The 13,413-nt window shown below is 70.5% G+C and carries 16 protein-coding genes and 4 pseudogenes; 12 read left to right on the forward strand and 8 right to left on the reverse strand.

Annotated features, from left to right (window positions below):
• Window position 1: 1 nt before the first annotated feature.
• Complete coding sequence (locus ACSU6L_RS38625; protein WP_437064333.1) at window positions 2-412, reverse strand: nuclear transport factor 2 family protein; 411 nt, start codon at window positions 410-412, stop codon at window positions 2-4.
• Window positions 413-508: 96 nt separating this feature from the next.
• Between ACSU6L_RS38625 and ACSU6L_RS38630 the strand changes: the two genes are divergently transcribed.
• From ACSU6L_RS38630 to ACSU6L_RS38640, 3 genes and pseudogenes are all read left to right on the forward strand, one after another.
• Entirely contained in the window at window positions 509-1,135 is a 627-nt protein-coding gene (locus ACSU6L_RS38630; RefSeq protein ID WP_437064334.1) for a TetR/AcrR family transcriptional regulator, read from the forward strand.
• 258 nt (window positions 1,136-1,393) lie between these two features.
• Window positions 1,394-1,702 (forward strand): annotated as a pseudogene (locus tag ACSU6L_RS38635) (hypothetical protein); the annotation flags it as partial.
• A gap of 88 nt (window positions 1,703-1,790) precedes the next feature.
• Window positions 1,791-2,078 (forward strand): metal-sensitive transcriptional regulator, encoded by a 288-nt coding sequence (locus ACSU6L_RS38640; RefSeq protein WP_437064335.1) that lies wholly within the window; start codon window positions 1,791-1,793, stop codon window positions 2,076-2,078.
• A gap of 51 nt (window positions 2,079-2,129) precedes the next feature.
• On the opposite strand, the gene ACSU6L_RS38645 is transcribed toward ACSU6L_RS38640, so the two are convergent.
• Window positions 2,130-2,987, reverse strand: a complete 858-nt coding sequence (locus ACSU6L_RS38645) for a class I SAM-dependent methyltransferase (RefSeq protein ID WP_437064336.1) — start codon at window positions 2,985-2,987, stop codon at window positions 2,130-2,132.
• Window positions 2,988-3,103: 116 nt separating this feature from the next.
• Here ACSU6L_RS38645 and ACSU6L_RS38650 point away from each other — a divergent pair, with 116 nt between their 5' ends.
• From ACSU6L_RS38650 to ACSU6L_RS38660, 3 genes and pseudogenes are all read left to right on the forward strand, one after another.
• Window positions 3,104-3,691 carry a TetR family transcriptional regulator gene (locus tag ACSU6L_RS38650; RefSeq protein ID WP_437064337.1) on the forward strand — a complete coding sequence of 196 codons (588 nt, stop codon included), beginning with the start codon at window positions 3,104-3,106 and terminating at the stop codon, window positions 3,689-3,691.
• Window positions 3,692-3,831: 140 nt separating this feature from the next.
• Window positions 3,832-4,275, forward strand: coding sequence for a DUF6153 family protein (locus ACSU6L_RS38655; protein ID WP_437064338.1), 444 nt, complete (start codon window positions 3,832-3,834; stop codon window positions 4,273-4,275).
• Window positions 4,276-4,292: 17 nt separating this feature from the next.
• Window positions 4,293-4,861, forward strand: a pseudogene (locus ACSU6L_RS38660) (MFS transporter); the annotation flags it as partial.
• 61 nt (window positions 4,862-4,922) lie between these two features.
• Here ACSU6L_RS38660 and ACSU6L_RS38665 read toward each other — a convergent pair.
• The gene (locus tag ACSU6L_RS38665) at window positions 4,923-5,423 is read right to left on the reverse strand and encodes a hypothetical protein (protein WP_437064339.1); all 501 of its coding nucleotides are present in this window, start codon (window positions 5,421-5,423) and stop codon (window positions 4,923-4,925) included.
• 42 nt (window positions 5,424-5,465) lie between these two features.
• Window positions 5,466-5,621, reverse strand: coding sequence for a hypothetical protein (locus ACSU6L_RS38670; protein WP_437064340.1), 156 nt, complete (start codon window positions 5,619-5,621; stop codon window positions 5,466-5,468).
• Between the two features lie 96 nt (window positions 5,622-5,717).
• Here ACSU6L_RS38670 and ACSU6L_RS38675 point away from each other — a divergent pair, with 96 nt between their 5' ends.
• The 3 genes from ACSU6L_RS38675 (at window position 5,718) to ACSU6L_RS38685 (ending at window position 7,649) form a co-directional block, all read left to right on the forward strand.
• Window positions 5,718-6,287: a TetR/AcrR family transcriptional regulator gene (locus ACSU6L_RS38675; RefSeq protein ID WP_437064341.1), complete on the forward strand. Its 570-nt coding sequence runs from the start codon at window positions 5,718-5,720 to the stop codon at window positions 6,285-6,287.
• Window positions 6,288-6,546: 259 nt separating this feature from the next.
• On the forward strand, window positions 6,547-6,903 hold the full coding sequence (locus ACSU6L_RS38680; protein WP_437064342.1) for a hypothetical protein: 357 nt from the start codon (window positions 6,547-6,549) through the stop codon (window positions 6,901-6,903).
• A gap of 77 nt (window positions 6,904-6,980) precedes the next feature.
• The gene (locus ACSU6L_RS38685) at window positions 6,981-7,649 is read left to right on the forward strand and encodes a hypothetical protein (RefSeq protein ID WP_437064343.1); all 669 of its coding nucleotides are present in this window, start codon (window positions 6,981-6,983) and stop codon (window positions 7,647-7,649) included.
• Window positions 7,650-8,564: 915 nt separating this feature from the next.
• Here the strand turns inward: ACSU6L_RS38685 and ACSU6L_RS38690 are convergent.
• A complete protein-coding gene (locus ACSU6L_RS38690) occupies window positions 8,565-9,275 on the reverse strand; it encodes a hypothetical protein (RefSeq protein WP_437064344.1) in 711 nt (236 codons plus the stop codon).
• Window positions 9,276-9,363: 88 nt separating this feature from the next.
• Entirely contained in the window at window positions 9,364-9,882 is a 519-nt protein-coding gene (locus tag ACSU6L_RS38695) for an AlbA family DNA-binding domain-containing protein (protein WP_437064345.1), read from the reverse strand.
• Between the two features lie 370 nt (window positions 9,883-10,252).
• Between ACSU6L_RS38695 and ACSU6L_RS38700 the strand changes: the two genes are divergently transcribed.
• Window positions 10,253-10,507 (forward strand): DUF6221 family protein, encoded by a 255-nt coding sequence (locus ACSU6L_RS38700; RefSeq protein WP_437064346.1) that lies wholly within the window; start codon window positions 10,253-10,255, stop codon window positions 10,505-10,507.
• Between the two features lie 21 nt (window positions 10,508-10,528).
• On the opposite strand, the gene ACSU6L_RS38705 is transcribed toward ACSU6L_RS38700, so the two are convergent.
• The gene (locus ACSU6L_RS38705; RefSeq protein WP_437064347.1) at window positions 10,529-10,768 is read right to left on the reverse strand and encodes a hypothetical protein; all 240 of its coding nucleotides are present in this window, start codon (window positions 10,766-10,768) and stop codon (window positions 10,529-10,531) included.
• Window positions 10,769-10,875: 107 nt separating this feature from the next.
• On the opposite strand from ACSU6L_RS38705, the pseudogene ACSU6L_RS38710 reads away from it, so the two are divergent.
• Both ACSU6L_RS38710 and ACSU6L_RS38715 read left to right on the forward strand, forming a co-directional pair.
• Window positions 10,876-11,217: pseudogene (locus tag ACSU6L_RS38710) on the forward strand (DEAD/DEAH box helicase); the annotation flags it as partial.
• 240 nt (window positions 11,218-11,457) lie between these two features.
• A pseudogene (locus ACSU6L_RS38715) lies at window positions 11,458-11,974 on the forward strand (DUF6192 family protein); the annotation flags it as partial.
• Between the two features lie 586 nt (window positions 11,975-12,560).
• Here the strand turns inward: ACSU6L_RS38715 and ACSU6L_RS38720 are convergent.
• Complete coding sequence (locus ACSU6L_RS38720) at window positions 12,561-12,791, reverse strand: hypothetical protein (protein ID WP_437064348.1); 231 nt, start codon at window positions 12,789-12,791, stop codon at window positions 12,561-12,563.
• Window positions 12,792-13,413: the final 622 nt, after the last annotated feature.

Genomic DNA, 13,413 nt, shown 5'->3' on the forward strand with positions numbered 1-13,413 from the left:
GCTACCCCCCGTGCTGTGGTTCGGTTCGGTCGAGGCTCCGCGTGAGCTGCTCGGCCCGTCGCAGCAGGCCCTCGGTGGTGAAGTCCGCGAACATGTGCACCTGCGTAGCGACCGGCCCGGTCCTACGCATCCGGGCGTGGATCGTGAACCGGGCCGCGATCCGGTTGCCGTCCGCCAGTGCCTCGTGCACCTCGAACCGGAACTCGGTCAGGTTCCTGCGTACGGGGCGCAGGTGGGCGGAGAGCCGATCCCAGTCAAGTCGTACGCCGTCGGCGATCTGTATGACGTCCCGGGTGTAGAACCTCGCCATGAGGTCGGAGGGGTCCTCCGAGCCGCGGACGACAGCCTCGGTGAAGGAGGTGAAGAAGTCGGCGACGAACTGCTCGGGTGTCTTGGTTTCCAGAGGTTGCATGTCGCTCCGGCCAGGCAGGCAGGGTCACACCCCGCTACTATCTCTTACATCAATGTAAGATATGCGTGCCAATTAACTTTGACAAGGGTGTAAGAGTTGTCTGCTTCAGAAGTCCCCGACGGCACCTCGTCCGTTCGGCGTCGCCGTCGGGCCGACGCCGAACGGAGCAGGGAGGCCGTACTCGACGCCGCGGTCCGACTGCTCGCCGAGCGGCCCGATGCGGGCATGGCCGCCATCGCCGCAGCAGCCGGCGTCACCCGCCAAACCATCTACGCCCACTTCGGCACCCGCGACGCGCTGCTGGAAGCTGTGGCCGACCGCGTCACGGAAGAAGCCATGGCAGTGATGGACGCGGCGGAAGTCGAGGACGGGCCCGCCCTCGACGCACTCCTGCGACTGCAGGACATCGGGTGGCTGCTGTTCGAGCGGCATCCCGTGCTGCTCCAGCTCGGCACCGCCCCCGCACATGCCGAAGCCGACCGAGGGCGGCACGAGCCCGTCGCGGCCCGACTGACGCGGTTGATCGAGAAGGGGCAAGCTGCAGGAGAGTTCGACCCCGACCCGCCCGCCGCCTGGCTGGTCGGGGCGGTGACCGCCCTGGGACACGCCGCCGGCAACGAGGTCGGGGCCGGCCGCATGACAGTGGCCGAGGCGGCGGCCTGTCTTCGCACCGCCACGCTTCGCGTGCTGAAAGTGCAGCCCCGCAGGGGTCACAACCCCTAGGCAGTCCCGTCTTGGATCAGTGGGCGGGCCAAACGAAGATCGAAAGAGCCTCGAAGGGGATCGCTGCTGAAGTCGCGGATCCTGCAGCGACCTGCGGCTCCCCCTCGACGAAGCGGCAAAATCAGACGCCAACCCTCATATGGCCCTCTGATAGCGGGGCTTAAGTGAAGGATGTGCAGCTGGACGTCGGGCTGGCAGTGGCTGCAGGCGGGCAGCGCAAGCCGGGATCCCGCCGAGATACACGCCGGCGGCTGCCACATGACCGGCCACGCGGACTGGCTCGCCCAGTTCCCGGTCGAGGCCCTGCACGGCATCGGCTCTCGCCGGGCGGCGACCTTGCGGGACTATGGCATCCACAGCGTGGGCCTGCTCGCCGCCGACCACGCCCGCGGGATTGATCCCCGCCCTGTCGTCCCCCGAGCGCTGCCCGCCTCTGTGACGGTGCGCTACTCCTTCGACCGGCCCGCCCTGGACGGGTCGGCCGTCCGGGCCGCCCTGCTCGACCTGGTCGTGCGCCGCTGGGTGCGGCTGCGCCGCCGCGGCCAGGTCGCTCGCGCCCTCACGCTTACGCTTGCCGGCGTACACGTGAACGTTCACGAGTACGCCGACACTTGCCACCGAAGAGGTCGAGGTCACCCCCGGCCAACGGCCCGTCATGCGCATCGCGGGCATCGATGCGCGGCGGGACGACGTCCTCAAGCGACTGCGCCGCGTCGAGGGACAGGTGCGGGGCCTGCGGCGCCTGGTCGAGCAGGACACCTACTGCATCGACGTCCTCACCCAGGTCAGTGCCACCACCAAGGCCCTGCAGTCCTTCGCCCTGACGATGATGGACGACCACCTCCACTCTTGCGTGGCCGACGCGATTGCCCAGGGCGGAGACCAGGCCCAGGACAAGATCGCCGAAGCGTCCCAGATCATCGCCCGCATGGTCCGCGCCTGAACTGGCCCCGCGCCCCGCCCCGCCCCGGGTCGGGTCGGGGCGGGGCTGCGGTCAGCTGCGTGCCATCCCGCCGCGTTCGGCGGTGACCAGCCAGGAACTGCTGCGCAGCCACACCCCGCCGTCCGCCTCATGGCGCTGCAGGGCGGCCGTCAGCGCCTGACGCGCCGCGTCCTGCGCGGGTGGGGTCACCTGGTCGAGCAGGTGACGTCCGGGACCGGAGTCCAGCAGGAACGCCGAGGCGTCCGCCGCGTCGGCGCCCCACTTTCCCGCCGCCTCAACGCGCTGCACGTCCACCCCGTCGAACCCGCCCGCGGTGAGCAGGTCGCGGATGCGGTCGGGATCGGTGAGCGAGAACATGCCCGGACCGCCGGCCTTCCCGAAACCGCCGAGCGGCAGGATGTCCTTGAGCGAGGCCAGCGCGGCGAGCCATTCGTTGGCCTCGGCCTCGGCCGCGCAGATGAAGGCCAGCCGGCCGCCGGGGCGCAGCGCGCGGTGGAGGTTGGCGAAGGCGGCGACCGGGTCGGTGAAGAAGGTCATGCCGTACCGGCTGATGACCGCATCGAACGCCTCGGCGTCCAGGGGGTGGACCTGGGCGTCGCCCTGCACGAAGGCCACGTTCGCGACCCCTTCACGTACGGCGCTCTCCTGGGCTTTGCCCAGCATCGGCCCCGACAGGTCAAGGCCGAGCGCCCGGCCGCGTGCGGCGCGCCGGGCGGCGAGGCGGGTGGTGCGGCCGGCTCCGCAGCCGACGTCCAGGATGGTGTCGGTTTCCGAGATGGCTGCTGCGTCCAGGAGGGGCTGGTTGAAGCCGTCGTTGACGGCGTCCCAGCGCTCCTGGCTGCGGGCCCACTGTGCGCCCTCGTATCCGTTCCACGCCTCGGCCTGCGCGGTGTTGGCGAACTGCCCCATGGGTGAACTCCCTCCCGCCGGGGCGCGGCGGGGCGCCCCGGCCCTAGAATGGGCAAGCGCCCAAACAGTATGGGCGAACGCCCATACTTGCAATCGGCTGAGGGGAAGGGGCTGTTGTGTCACCTCGTGGAGTGGCGATTCCGGACCTGCGGGAGCGGCTGTTCGCGGCCGCGGAACGGGTGGTGGCCCGTGACGGGGCCGCGGCCCTGACCAGCCGCGCGGTCACCGCGGAGGCGGACTGCGCCAAGGGCGTCCTGCACACGCACTTCGCCGGCCTGGACGAGTTCGTCGCCGAACTGGTCCTGGACCGCTTCGCGCGCAGCGCCCGCCAGGCCGAGGCCCTGCAGGCCAAAGTGGGACAGGCCACGGTCGCGGAGAACCTCCAGGAGGTCGTCGGGGCCCTGCTGGACTCCCTGCCGCCTGCGGTGGTGGGCCTGGCGATGACCCGCCCCGCGGCCGCGGCGCACACCCGTGAGGGCTTCCAGTCCGGTGCGCCCGCGTTCGATGCGATCCAGCACGCCGTCACCGCCTACCTCCAGGCGGAACAGCACGCCGGCCGGCTCCCGGCGGGCAGCGACGCCGGCGCCATCGCGCTCGCGCTGGTCGGCACGACCCACCACCTGCTGATGACCCGCACCCCCGGATCGGCCCCGGACACCGTGGCGACCACACAGCGGCTGCTGGCCGTACTCCTCGGCGGCTGACCTGCACGCCTGTGCGGCCGAGGCGATGGCCCGCGGTGGCGAGCGAGGCCCGCGCCGAGGTGGGGGAAGCGTGCGAGGGGGGGGCGCCCGGATGGTCTCCTCGTGAACGCGGTGCACCGGTCGCCCCCCACGATGAACCTGTGAGCGCCGCCGTCCAGCGCACGCTGAGCCGCCGCCCTGCCGGGCGCGGCTTCGTGCTACTGGTGCTGGCGGTCCTGGCCGGCGTCCTGGCCATGCACGGCTTCGGCCCGGCGCCCGCACCGACGGCGCAAGGCCACCAGGGTCACGTCCGGCATGCCGTTCCGGCCTCCGCGCCCCACGGTGCCCCCAGCTCCCACACCGCCGTGCACGAGGCCGTGACGGATCGGGCGTGTTCGCACCTGGCCGGCGGCGCGGAACACCTCGCCCACGCGGACGGGACGTGCGCGGCCGCGGGTGTCGGATCCGCGTACGCGCCGCCGCAGCTGGCCGCGGCTCTCGACGCAGTACCGGCGCCCCCGGTGCTGCCGGGCAGCACCGGGGCCGGCGCGTGGAGCGGCCGGGCACCGCGTGATCTGGCTGAGCTGCAGCTCCTGCGGATATAGAGCCGCCCGCACGACCCCAGGTCCTCGGCTGTGGAGCCTTCGCCAGCGGCGCGGCCCTGCTGCCGATGACCGCCCTGCTGATGCTGTTCATGACCACCCTCACCGGGCGCCTGCTGGGCCGCTTTGGCGCCAAGCCCTGATCGCGGCCGGCCTGCTGGTCCTGGCCGCGGGCCTGGTGTGGCTGTCGGCGGTGGAGCCGACGGGCACCTTCCTGGTGGACGTCCTGCCCGCCTCGCTGGTCGCGGCGACGGGTATGTCCCTGGCCTACATCCCGGCCCTGATGGCGGCGATGGCCGGCGCACCGCCGGAGCAAGCGGGCCTGGCGTCGGGCATCGTCAACACCACCTACCAGGTCGGCTCCGCCCTGGGCCAGGCCGCCCTGACCGCGCTTGCCGCCTCCCAGGGCGCCGCCCGCCCCGGTGACCTGCCCGCCCTGACCGCCGACTTCAGCTCCGCCTTCCTCGGGGCGGCCGCGATCGCCGCGGCCGGGGCCCTGGCCATCGCCCTGCTGATGAAGGGCAAGAAGTCCTCGGCCGCGGCCGCGGCCCAGGAGGTCGCCGCCGAAAGCGAGCGTGTCGGCAGCTGACCGCCGCACACGAGGAAGGGCCGCCGGACCGATGTCCGGCGGCCCTTCCTCGTGTGCGGCTTCAGGCCGCGGCCTCCTGCCGTGCGCTGGGGCCCTGCTCGCGTCGGCGGCGCCGGATTCCGTATCGGGTCATCCCGCGGGGCTTGAACACCGACAGCCCGGCCGCTGTCAGCAGGACCGCGATCGCGGCCCCGGCATCGGCCACCAGTTGGATCCGCATGCCTTCGAGTTCCCCACCGGCCAGGGCGGCCCGGGCCGCGGCGTCGGCGAGGTGTCCGACGGGCTGCATGTGCACCAGTAGCAGGACGGTGGCGACCACGGTGATCAGCAGCTTCGCGATCACCCAGTAGTGACGCATCAGCCCCCACACCGTGCCCAGCGATTGCACCACCCCCGTCACGAGCGTGGCGATGCTCAGCGGAACGATCACGAACCACCCCACCACCTCCATCGCGACATACGCCCCCCGCACCGTCTGCGGCTCGGCGCTGCACAACCCGGCCAGGGCCAGGGCGAGGAAGGCCGCCCACGGAGCCGAACCAGCCCAGCGAGGCGGTGACATGCGCGGTCAGCGCCGCCTTGCGCAGCCGCAGCCCGAACACCGTCACGGCGTGTGCCCCACCATGCCGCCGCCGGCCAGGTGCACGACTACGAACACCACGACCAGGAGCACGGCGAGGCCCGCGGAGACCTTCACCCAGCGCGGCGCTCGGTGGTCTTCCTCGTGGTGAGCGCCGGAAGGACTCGGCGAACCAGGCATGACGCCTCCATGAAATCCGATCGCAACTTTTTCGAGACATGCTGTCTCCCCCTCATACAGAGTGTATGCCTCCGTTGACGTCCGTATCCTGGGCGGGTGCCGAAGTTGTGGAACGAGACCATCGATGCGCACCGCCAGGCCGTGCGGAAGGCCGTCCTCGATGCGGCCGCCGCACTGATCGAGGACGGCGGTCTGCGGGCGGTGACCATGTCCCAGCTCGCCGAGCGCGCCGGCATCGGGCGGGCCACCCTCTACAAGTACTTCCCCGACGCCGAAGCGGTCCTTCGCGCCTGGCACGAGCGGCAGGTCACCGCTCACCTCCACCAGCTCGCTGAAGCCGCACACCGCCCCGGCACCGCCGCCCAGCGCCTGACGGCCGTCGCGACCACCTACGCAGACCTCGCCCGGCAGCGCCACGGCGGGGAACTCGCCGCCCTCCTTCACCAGAGCGAACACGTCAGCCACGCCGCACAGCACCTGACCGGCCTGCTGGAAGCCCTCATCGCCGAAGGCGCCCGGGCAGCAGACCTGCGCGACGACGTACCACCCGCCGAACTCGCCGCCTACTGTCTGCACGCCCTGACCGCCGCCTCCACCCTCCCCTCCCAAGCCGCGGTCGACCGACTGGTCGCCGTCACCCTCGGAGCCCTGCGCCCGCTTCCCTGACCAAGGCTCCTGGCAGCAGATCGTCATCAACGCCCGCACGGCGGATAGCGCTCCAGAGGCGCCGAGTGCGATGCAGCCCACGCGTTGGACTCCGCACAGAGCCGTTCACACCCGGTGCTATCTTCCTTCCCGTCCGGGTGGGGACGCCCCTGCTGGCTATCCCGCTGCCATGTCCCTCCAATGGTCGTGAGGCGTGATCTCAGGCAACGTCCATCGCGGCCACCACAAGGCAGCGTTGCTGCGAGCAACGCTCCTCGCGGTGGTGCTTGCCCTCTTCGGCATGCACGTCCTGGCCTCCCACCACCCAGTCCACAGCAGCCACGCCACCGCGATCCCGCTCGCCGACGCACGCGGCACGACCGAGCACACCCACGCCCACGCCGCTCCCGCCGACGTCACCACGACGCCGCACAGTCCGGACGGCGAATGCGACCACGGCGCAGTCGGGGAGACGTGCCTGGCGCTGCTGTACATGGTCGCCGCCCTGTTCACGTTCGCCCTCAGGCGACAAGGCGGCAACGGGGTCCTGCGCCGGTGGGCGGCACGCACGCGCCCCTGGGTCGGCCGCACAGGCGACCCGCCGTGCCTGCACCGACTTTCGATCCTGCGCTGCTGAGAGCTGCATCAGCGTGACGCCGCACCCCAGGTGTCGGCGCGCTTCCGCATGCTCTCAGCCGACAAGATCCGAAAGGCATGACCCGAGTGACCACCGTTCTCGACTCCGAGCGCCGCCAGACTCCCCCCACGAAACATCGCCGCCCCGCCTTCGACAAGAAGTCACTCCCGGCTCGCTACAGCGGCCAGATGCTCTACTTCATGGGCGCCGCCCTCATCGCCGGCGCCGTCGTCCACTACCCCATCGACCCCTCGCTGTACGCGATCATCTGCGCGGTCGGCGCCGTCGTGTTCCTCCTCGGCACCCTCGTCAACGAGTTCATGCTGGCCGATGAGCGGCCTGCGGTGAGCCAGGCGTTCTCGCTGGTCGCGTTCTCCCTGCTGCTGTCCTTCGGTGTCGGAATGGTCGGCGGCGGCATCCAGCACTTCGAGCAGTTCCCTGAGCGCAGCGCCTGGATGACCCCCATCGGTCTGCTCATGTCGTACGTCGCGTTCGTCGCCAAGGACTCCAAGGGCCGCTGGCGGCACCTCGTCAGCCCGTTCGCGGCCGCCGTCGTCGTCATCTCGGCACTGACCTGGCTGGGGATGATGGCCCTGGCCAGCACCATCAGTTCCGATGGCCACAGCCACGACCACGGCTCCACCACGGGCACACCCGCAAAGCCGGACCAGGCTCCCGCGGAGTCGGCCCCTCCGACCACGGCACCCGCCAAGCCGGCACAAGATGGCCATGCCCACAGCCACTGACCCGGCACCCTGGTAGCCGTCAGCGGGCTCAGCGTGGTTCACGCTGAGCCCGCTGACGCTGTCCTCCAGGTGTCACAGAGCTCTGGTGAGATCACGGTTGGCCGCCCGCCCTGCGTCGAGATCGGCTCGGACCTCCTCCAATGCGCGCTTGAGCTCGACTTTCTCCTGCTCCAGGCGTGCATGTGACCTTCCGCTCCGGTGCGTCGAGTGCATCGCGTCTCTGGCTCCGCGGCCGCGGCGGCGGGCGATGTCGTTGTAGGCCCGGACCTTGTGCGGCCTGCTCCGGCCAGGTCGCTGCGCGCTGCGACGGCCGCGTCCTGTACGACGACATCGTGGCGCACCAGCAGACCGCGAGGCCCGAGCAGATCCTCTTCCCGTTCCTGGATGCCGACTCCGAGCCCTGCCGAGTAGCTGGGCCGCATGGGGGGCGCCTTCGCCACGACCCGGCTGGATTCTTTTTTGTAGGTCAAGAGTGTTTTACCTGGTTAGGGCGTTGGTGCTTGGGAGTCGGGTCAGAGGCGGTCGTCGGTGAAGAAGTAGGGACCGTTGCTGATCTGCCATCCTTCGCGTTCTGCGGTCTTGGCTACCTCGGTGATGGCTTGGGCCCGTCGTTCTTCGGAGACGCCGGGGAGGAGCTTGTCGTAGACGGCAGGGTCGTCGAGGAGGCGGATGAGGGGTTCGCAGCGGTGGGCGTGCAGGCCGCAGAAGCTCGGGTAGAACTGCGAGCCGTTGGGTTTCGCGGCGTGGGTGGTGACGCAGTAGACGGCGTCGAACTGGCAGATGCTGTTCCAGCAGCACGTCGTCTGTTTTGGGCTGCTCGGTGGTGCCGTAGCCGGAGTCGTCGGGGTGGTCCAGGCGCAGCGCGTCCAGGCGGTGTGTGACGGCTCTAGGGGGTGTCTCGTCGATCAGGCCGGATCAGGGAGCGGCGTCTGGTGCCGTGCGTCGCAAGGCGGAGGAGGGAGCCGATGCGATGGGGGTCCCTCCCTGCTCGAGCGGAGCCGAGAGCTTGGGGGAATCGGGGACCGACGACAACGCGGCGAGGCGCGGTGCCAGGCGCCGCGAGCCCGGCATGATCGGCGAGACGTCCCCTAGCGGCGTGGATGAGGGCTGCGGGCTGCGGGGCGTTGTGTGTGGGGCCATTGACCAGGCCGACGCGGGCGGCTTCGGCCAGCCCGTGGCGGAGCGAGCTGACGTAGGCGGACGGCCGGCGGTCTGCGCCGTCGGCTGGTGGCTGCAGCGCGAGGGCAAACGGGCTTGCGGCCATGCCTGGGCGCGGACGGCGGCCGCGCCGATGGCCTCGATGCGGCCGACGATGCTCCACCACAGTTTCACCGCGCCGATCCAGAGGTCGGGGCGTGAGTATTCGTCCGGGCCGACGCCGATGCGGTAGCTCGAGCGCAGTGTGGTGAGGCTTTGCTCGAACAGTGTCTGGTCGTCGACGGCGAGTGCTATGCCTGCCGTCTGCGCCAGTCGGTCGAGTAGCACCTCCAGGTCGGGTGAGGGACCTTGGCGCCTGAGCTGGGGGCGCGCGTCGCCGACGGCTCGGGCGAAGAACAGCCGTAGCGGTAGCCGGTCGTTGTGCCGGAGGAGTTCCAGGACGGCGGAGGTGAAGGCGTCGGCATCCACCTTCCAGGTGAAGGCCAGTGCGGGAGCGGCCGGCGGAGTCCAGTGCGGCCACCGTAGCCGTGAACTCCTCGCGTGCCTCCTCCCGGATTCACTCGTCACGGCGCGCTAGAACCGCTGCGACGTCGGCGGGCCGCCATTTGGCGGACTCGGTCCCGCGCCGGACGAAGACATCGCCCTCCGAGAAGACGGCCTTCTGCCTCTTGGGGTCTGCCGGGTCGGGGCAGGTGCCGACTTTCGGGATGACGACGAACCCGTCGGGATGCGGGTGCACGTAGACGAGCACTACGGTTTTGCCCTCGACTTCGTGCACAGCGGACGTGAGCTGCAGCGGCTCGGGGAGGTAGCGCAGCGGCATCGGACGCAGCCGGGCCTCGTCGAACAGGGTCGCCATCTGAGGGGTCATCTCACCGGTGGGCCGTCCCTGGCCGTCGACGCCGATGACCATGTGTCCGCCGACCGCTTGGAATGCCGCAACGTCCTTGGCGAGTTCCACCCTGTCGTGAGTCCGGCTGAGGCCCAGCGTCGACTTGTAATCGACGTCGGTCGTCTCGGTTCCTTGCTTGAGAACCATCTGGAGAATTTCCAGTCCGACACCGGGTCCGGACACTGCTCCTCCTCACGTTGGCGCCGGGTACAGCCTGGCGGATGTCAGCGTCGCTATCCCTCGTCCGGGAAAGGAAGCGAGGGGGCGGTCGAGTTGTTCGGCGAGGTGGTCGAGTTGTACCGCGGCAGGCGGTTTGGTGATTTTTCGGTGCCGTTGGTGATGGCGGTGATGGCGGTGATGGCTGCTTGGCGGATGAGTCTGGTGAGGGACCCGATGCGGCCGGTGGTGCGCTGGTGGAGGTAGGCGTGGTGGCGGGGGAGGGTGCCGACGCCGCGGCGTGAGTGTGCCGGGCTGGAGCGTGTCTCTTTTGAGGAGCGGGCAGTCAGGGGAGGGGGGAGGCAGACTCTCCCGGCTGATGGGCGAAGATCAGAGCATGGACGACCTGCTGAAGTTCCTTGCAGCACGCATCGACGAGGACAGGCACCATGTGGCCAGCAGCCATGGCAGTGCAGCCCTCCTGGGGGTGCATCTGCGCATGCTTGATTCGATTGAGAGACTGGCCGAAGAGTACAGAGGTTTGGCGGACCCATGGGATGGGCGCACACACGGCTTGACCTATGCCCTCCGCGTCCTTGCGCTGGTATATGCGGAACACCCCGCTTACCGCGAGCAGGAATGGCACCCGTAGGATGTTTCAAAGAGACACCCTCTAGTTGGTTGATTGGGTGGGCGTCGATCCAGTCACGCGCAGGACCGCCTTGTGGTCGATCGCGACCGCGCGCACCGTGCTGATGTCGTCGCCCTGCTGTGCCGTCGCCGCGTCCCTGCGCACGGAGCCGGTCGGCGTGGACGGTCTTCGGCTGGGCGCACGACCTGGGCCAATCGGGTCGGTTGTGAGCAGCACGAAGGAGATGTCGCGTTCGTCGAGCCATCGGAGGAAGTCGGCCATCCCGTCATGGGCGCGCCCGGGCGAGCGACGCCGAGGCAGCCCTGACGGCCGTCGGCCTGCCCGCACCCGTGCTGCACCGACTCGGCGCGCGGCTGGTGTTGCTCGTGGTGCCCACCCTGGACCTGGCCGCGCAGACGGCGCTGGCCTGGCGCCGGGACGGCCACGGCGAGCACATGGTGATCGTCTCCTCGCTGGACGCCGCCGGCCGCGATGACCTGGTGGCCGCGCGCGTGGGCTCGACCAGCGATCCGCTCGCGCTGGTGGCGGCGATGGCGGTGGTGGGGGAGGGGCCCGACCAGATCCCGGCGCTGACGGTGATCTGCACCTACGACTCCCTGGACAAGATCGAGCAGACCCAGGGCAGCGGGTACGAGGTACCGCCGTTCGACCTGGCGGTCATGGATGAGGCACACCGCATCACCGGCCGCGCCGACAAGGAGTGGGCCATCGTCAACGACGCGAAGCGGACCCGCGCGGAGCGCCGCCTCTACATGACCGCCACCCCAAGTACCTTCGCCGCACCCGAGCTGGCCGAGTCCGCCGACACCACCCGCCGACGCCGCCGCGCCACGGCAGCGGACGCGGACGTGGACGCGTTCTCCAACTCCATGGACAACGAGCAGGTCTACGGCAAGAAGGTCTTCGAGCACCCCCTGACGACCGCAGTCCCCGATGGCCGGGCAGCGGCTCAGGACGACCAGGTCGCCGGCGGCGGTGACCAGCGACTTCCTGAAGCGGCCTGAAGTGACGGCCAAGGTGACCACGGTGGACAAGGCCCGGGTGGCGGAGGAGTTCACCCGTGACGAGCACGTGGCCACCACGGCGACAACGAACCTGCTCCGCAGGCCGGACGTCGCGTTCAAGGCGATGAGCGACGACACCGCCCGCCTCCAGGTCAACCATGCCCAGGTGGAGCGGTCCCGGCAAGCCCGCGACCACTTCGAGGACACCAGCCCCGTCGCACCAGCGGTGAAGAAGATCGATCGGACGGTGGAGTTCCTGGACCTGGTCACCGCCTGCCACTCGTTCGTCGCTGCGGCCGGCCGGCCGGCCGGCCGGACCGTCCCGGGCCTGCGCGACCGCGCTCTGAGCGAGGACGAGGCCACGATCGTGCACCAGAACGTCGCCAAGGTACGGGCGACGCTGGACTGGATCGAGACCGCCGTCGACACCGGCAAGGTCGACATGGACGACGAGCTCACCCGGGCGAGGCCAGTGGCAAGAACTCCGTCTCCGGCATCGACTACTCGAACTGCCCAGGCCGCCGCCTATCTCATCGACTCCGGCGAGACCGCAGCCACCTACCGAAACCTGCTGGCCGACCGCACCACGAAACTCACCGATCTCGCCCCCGACGCGCCGCCCGACGAACAGGCCACCGCCCTCGCCGCCGCATGGTCCCTGTCCATCGACCACGCCGACACACTGCGCCCCGTCGGCCTGGCCCGCCCCATGCTCCACCTGACTGCCCTCCTCCACGCCAACGGAATCTCCCAGTCTGTCCTGACCAGTGAGCCGGCCCGCGCTCACCTCGCCGCACACCGCACGACAGCTGGCCCCGGACAAAGGCGGCGACCGAAGTGGTGGCCGAGTAGACGGCAGCGCTCAGCGGCTCCTGTCCCCCCGACGAGTCTTTCGGCGTTTTGCGAGCCCTGGACCGGCTGAGCCTCATCGACCACCAACCGGACACCCCCACCAGGCCGTCCGCGTCCACCAGCTCATCCAGCGCGCTACTCGCGACACCCTCACCCCCCAGCAGCACGACCAGGCCGCGCGGACCGCCGCCGACGCCCTACTCGCCGTCTGGCCTCCTATCGAACGCGACACCGACCTCACTCAGGCCCTGTGCACCAACACCGACGCGCTCACCCGCCACGCCGAAGACGCCCTGTACCGGCCGGGCGCGCATTCGGTGCTGTACCGCCTCGGCCGCAGCCTCGGCGAATCCGGCCAGATCACCGTCGCCATCGACCACCTCCAGCGCCTCGCCGACACCACCAACAGCCGCCTCGGCCCCGACCACCCCGACACCCTCAACACGCGAAGCAACCTCGCCTCCTGGCCGGGGCGGGCGGGGGGGGGCTCCTGTCGCGCATGCCGTGCACGCGCCCACCCAACGCGCACCCTCTCTCGCGGCTGGTGACAGCGTTCTTACCGGTACCCCGACATGCCCGGACTTCCAGACTCCCGACCTCCGTGAGTTCGTGAGTCCGGGATTCTCTGGGACCCGCCCGTTGCGCATTGCGCACGCCCGTCGCCGGGTACGCGGGTCCGCGAGGCACCGCCCGGAGCGTCGTTCCTCGAGGACCCCCAACCCGGGCGGCGGATCCGGCCCGGATACCGGGCCGCCGGCCAGCACCGTACGGCGCCGGTCAGGTACTCCGGCGGTCCGGGACTCCCGGAGCGCTGAGGACGGCTTCCGGTTCGAAGGCAATATCAGCTAGGGCGGTCCGGGCTGGTCCCGAGCGGGCGCCGTCCATCGCGCGGCACCAGCTGGCGATCGGCGGCGGGGGACGGCTGCCCGGCGGCCGTCCAGTTGTTTCGGTCGACGCCGGTCCGCAGCAGGGCGTCGGTCTGATGATCGGGGCTTTGGTCGGCGGTCGGGACGCGCGCGTAGCCGATGAGCACACTTGACGCTTGGCGGC

Origin of the sequence: Streptomyces sp. enrichment culture, from assembly GCF_964272855.1 — a bacterium.
GTDB lineage: Bacteria > Actinomycetota > Actinomycetes > Streptomycetales > Streptomycetaceae > Streptomyces.

What these genes read in the sequence shown, in the direction of transcription:
- ACSU6L_RS38625 (WP_437064333.1), bottom strand. Translation starts at nt 412, where the DNA reads ATGCAACCTCTGGAAACCAAGACACCCGAGCAGTTCGTCGCCGACTTC.
- ACSU6L_RS38685 (WP_437064343.1), top strand. Translation starts at nt 6,981, where the DNA reads ATGACCCGAGTGACCACCGTTCTCGACTCCGAGCGCCGCCAGACTCCC.
- ACSU6L_RS38705 (WP_437064347.1), bottom strand. Translation starts at nt 10,768, where the DNA reads ATGGCCGACTTCCTCCGATGGCTCGACGAACGCGACATCTCCTTCGTG.
- ACSU6L_RS38645 (WP_437064336.1), bottom strand. Translation starts at nt 2,987, where the DNA reads ATGGGGCAGTTCGCCAACACCGCGCAGGCCGAGGCGTGGAACGGATAC.
- ACSU6L_RS38700 (WP_437064346.1), top strand. Translation starts at nt 10,253, where the DNA reads ATGGACGACCTGCTGAAGTTCCTTGCAGCACGCATCGACGAGGACAGG.
- ACSU6L_RS38640 (WP_437064335.1), top strand. Translation starts at nt 1,791, where the DNA reads ATGCGCATCGCGGGCATCGATGCGCGGCGGGACGACGTCCTCAAGCGA.
- ACSU6L_RS38665 (WP_437064339.1), bottom strand. Translation starts at nt 5,423, where the DNA reads ATGTCACCGCCTCGCTGGGCTGGTTCGGCTCCGTGGGCGGCCTTCCTC.
- ACSU6L_RS38670 (WP_437064340.1), bottom strand. Translation starts at nt 5,621, where the DNA reads ATGCCTGGTTCGCCGAGTCCTTCCGGCGCTCACCACGAGGAAGACCAC.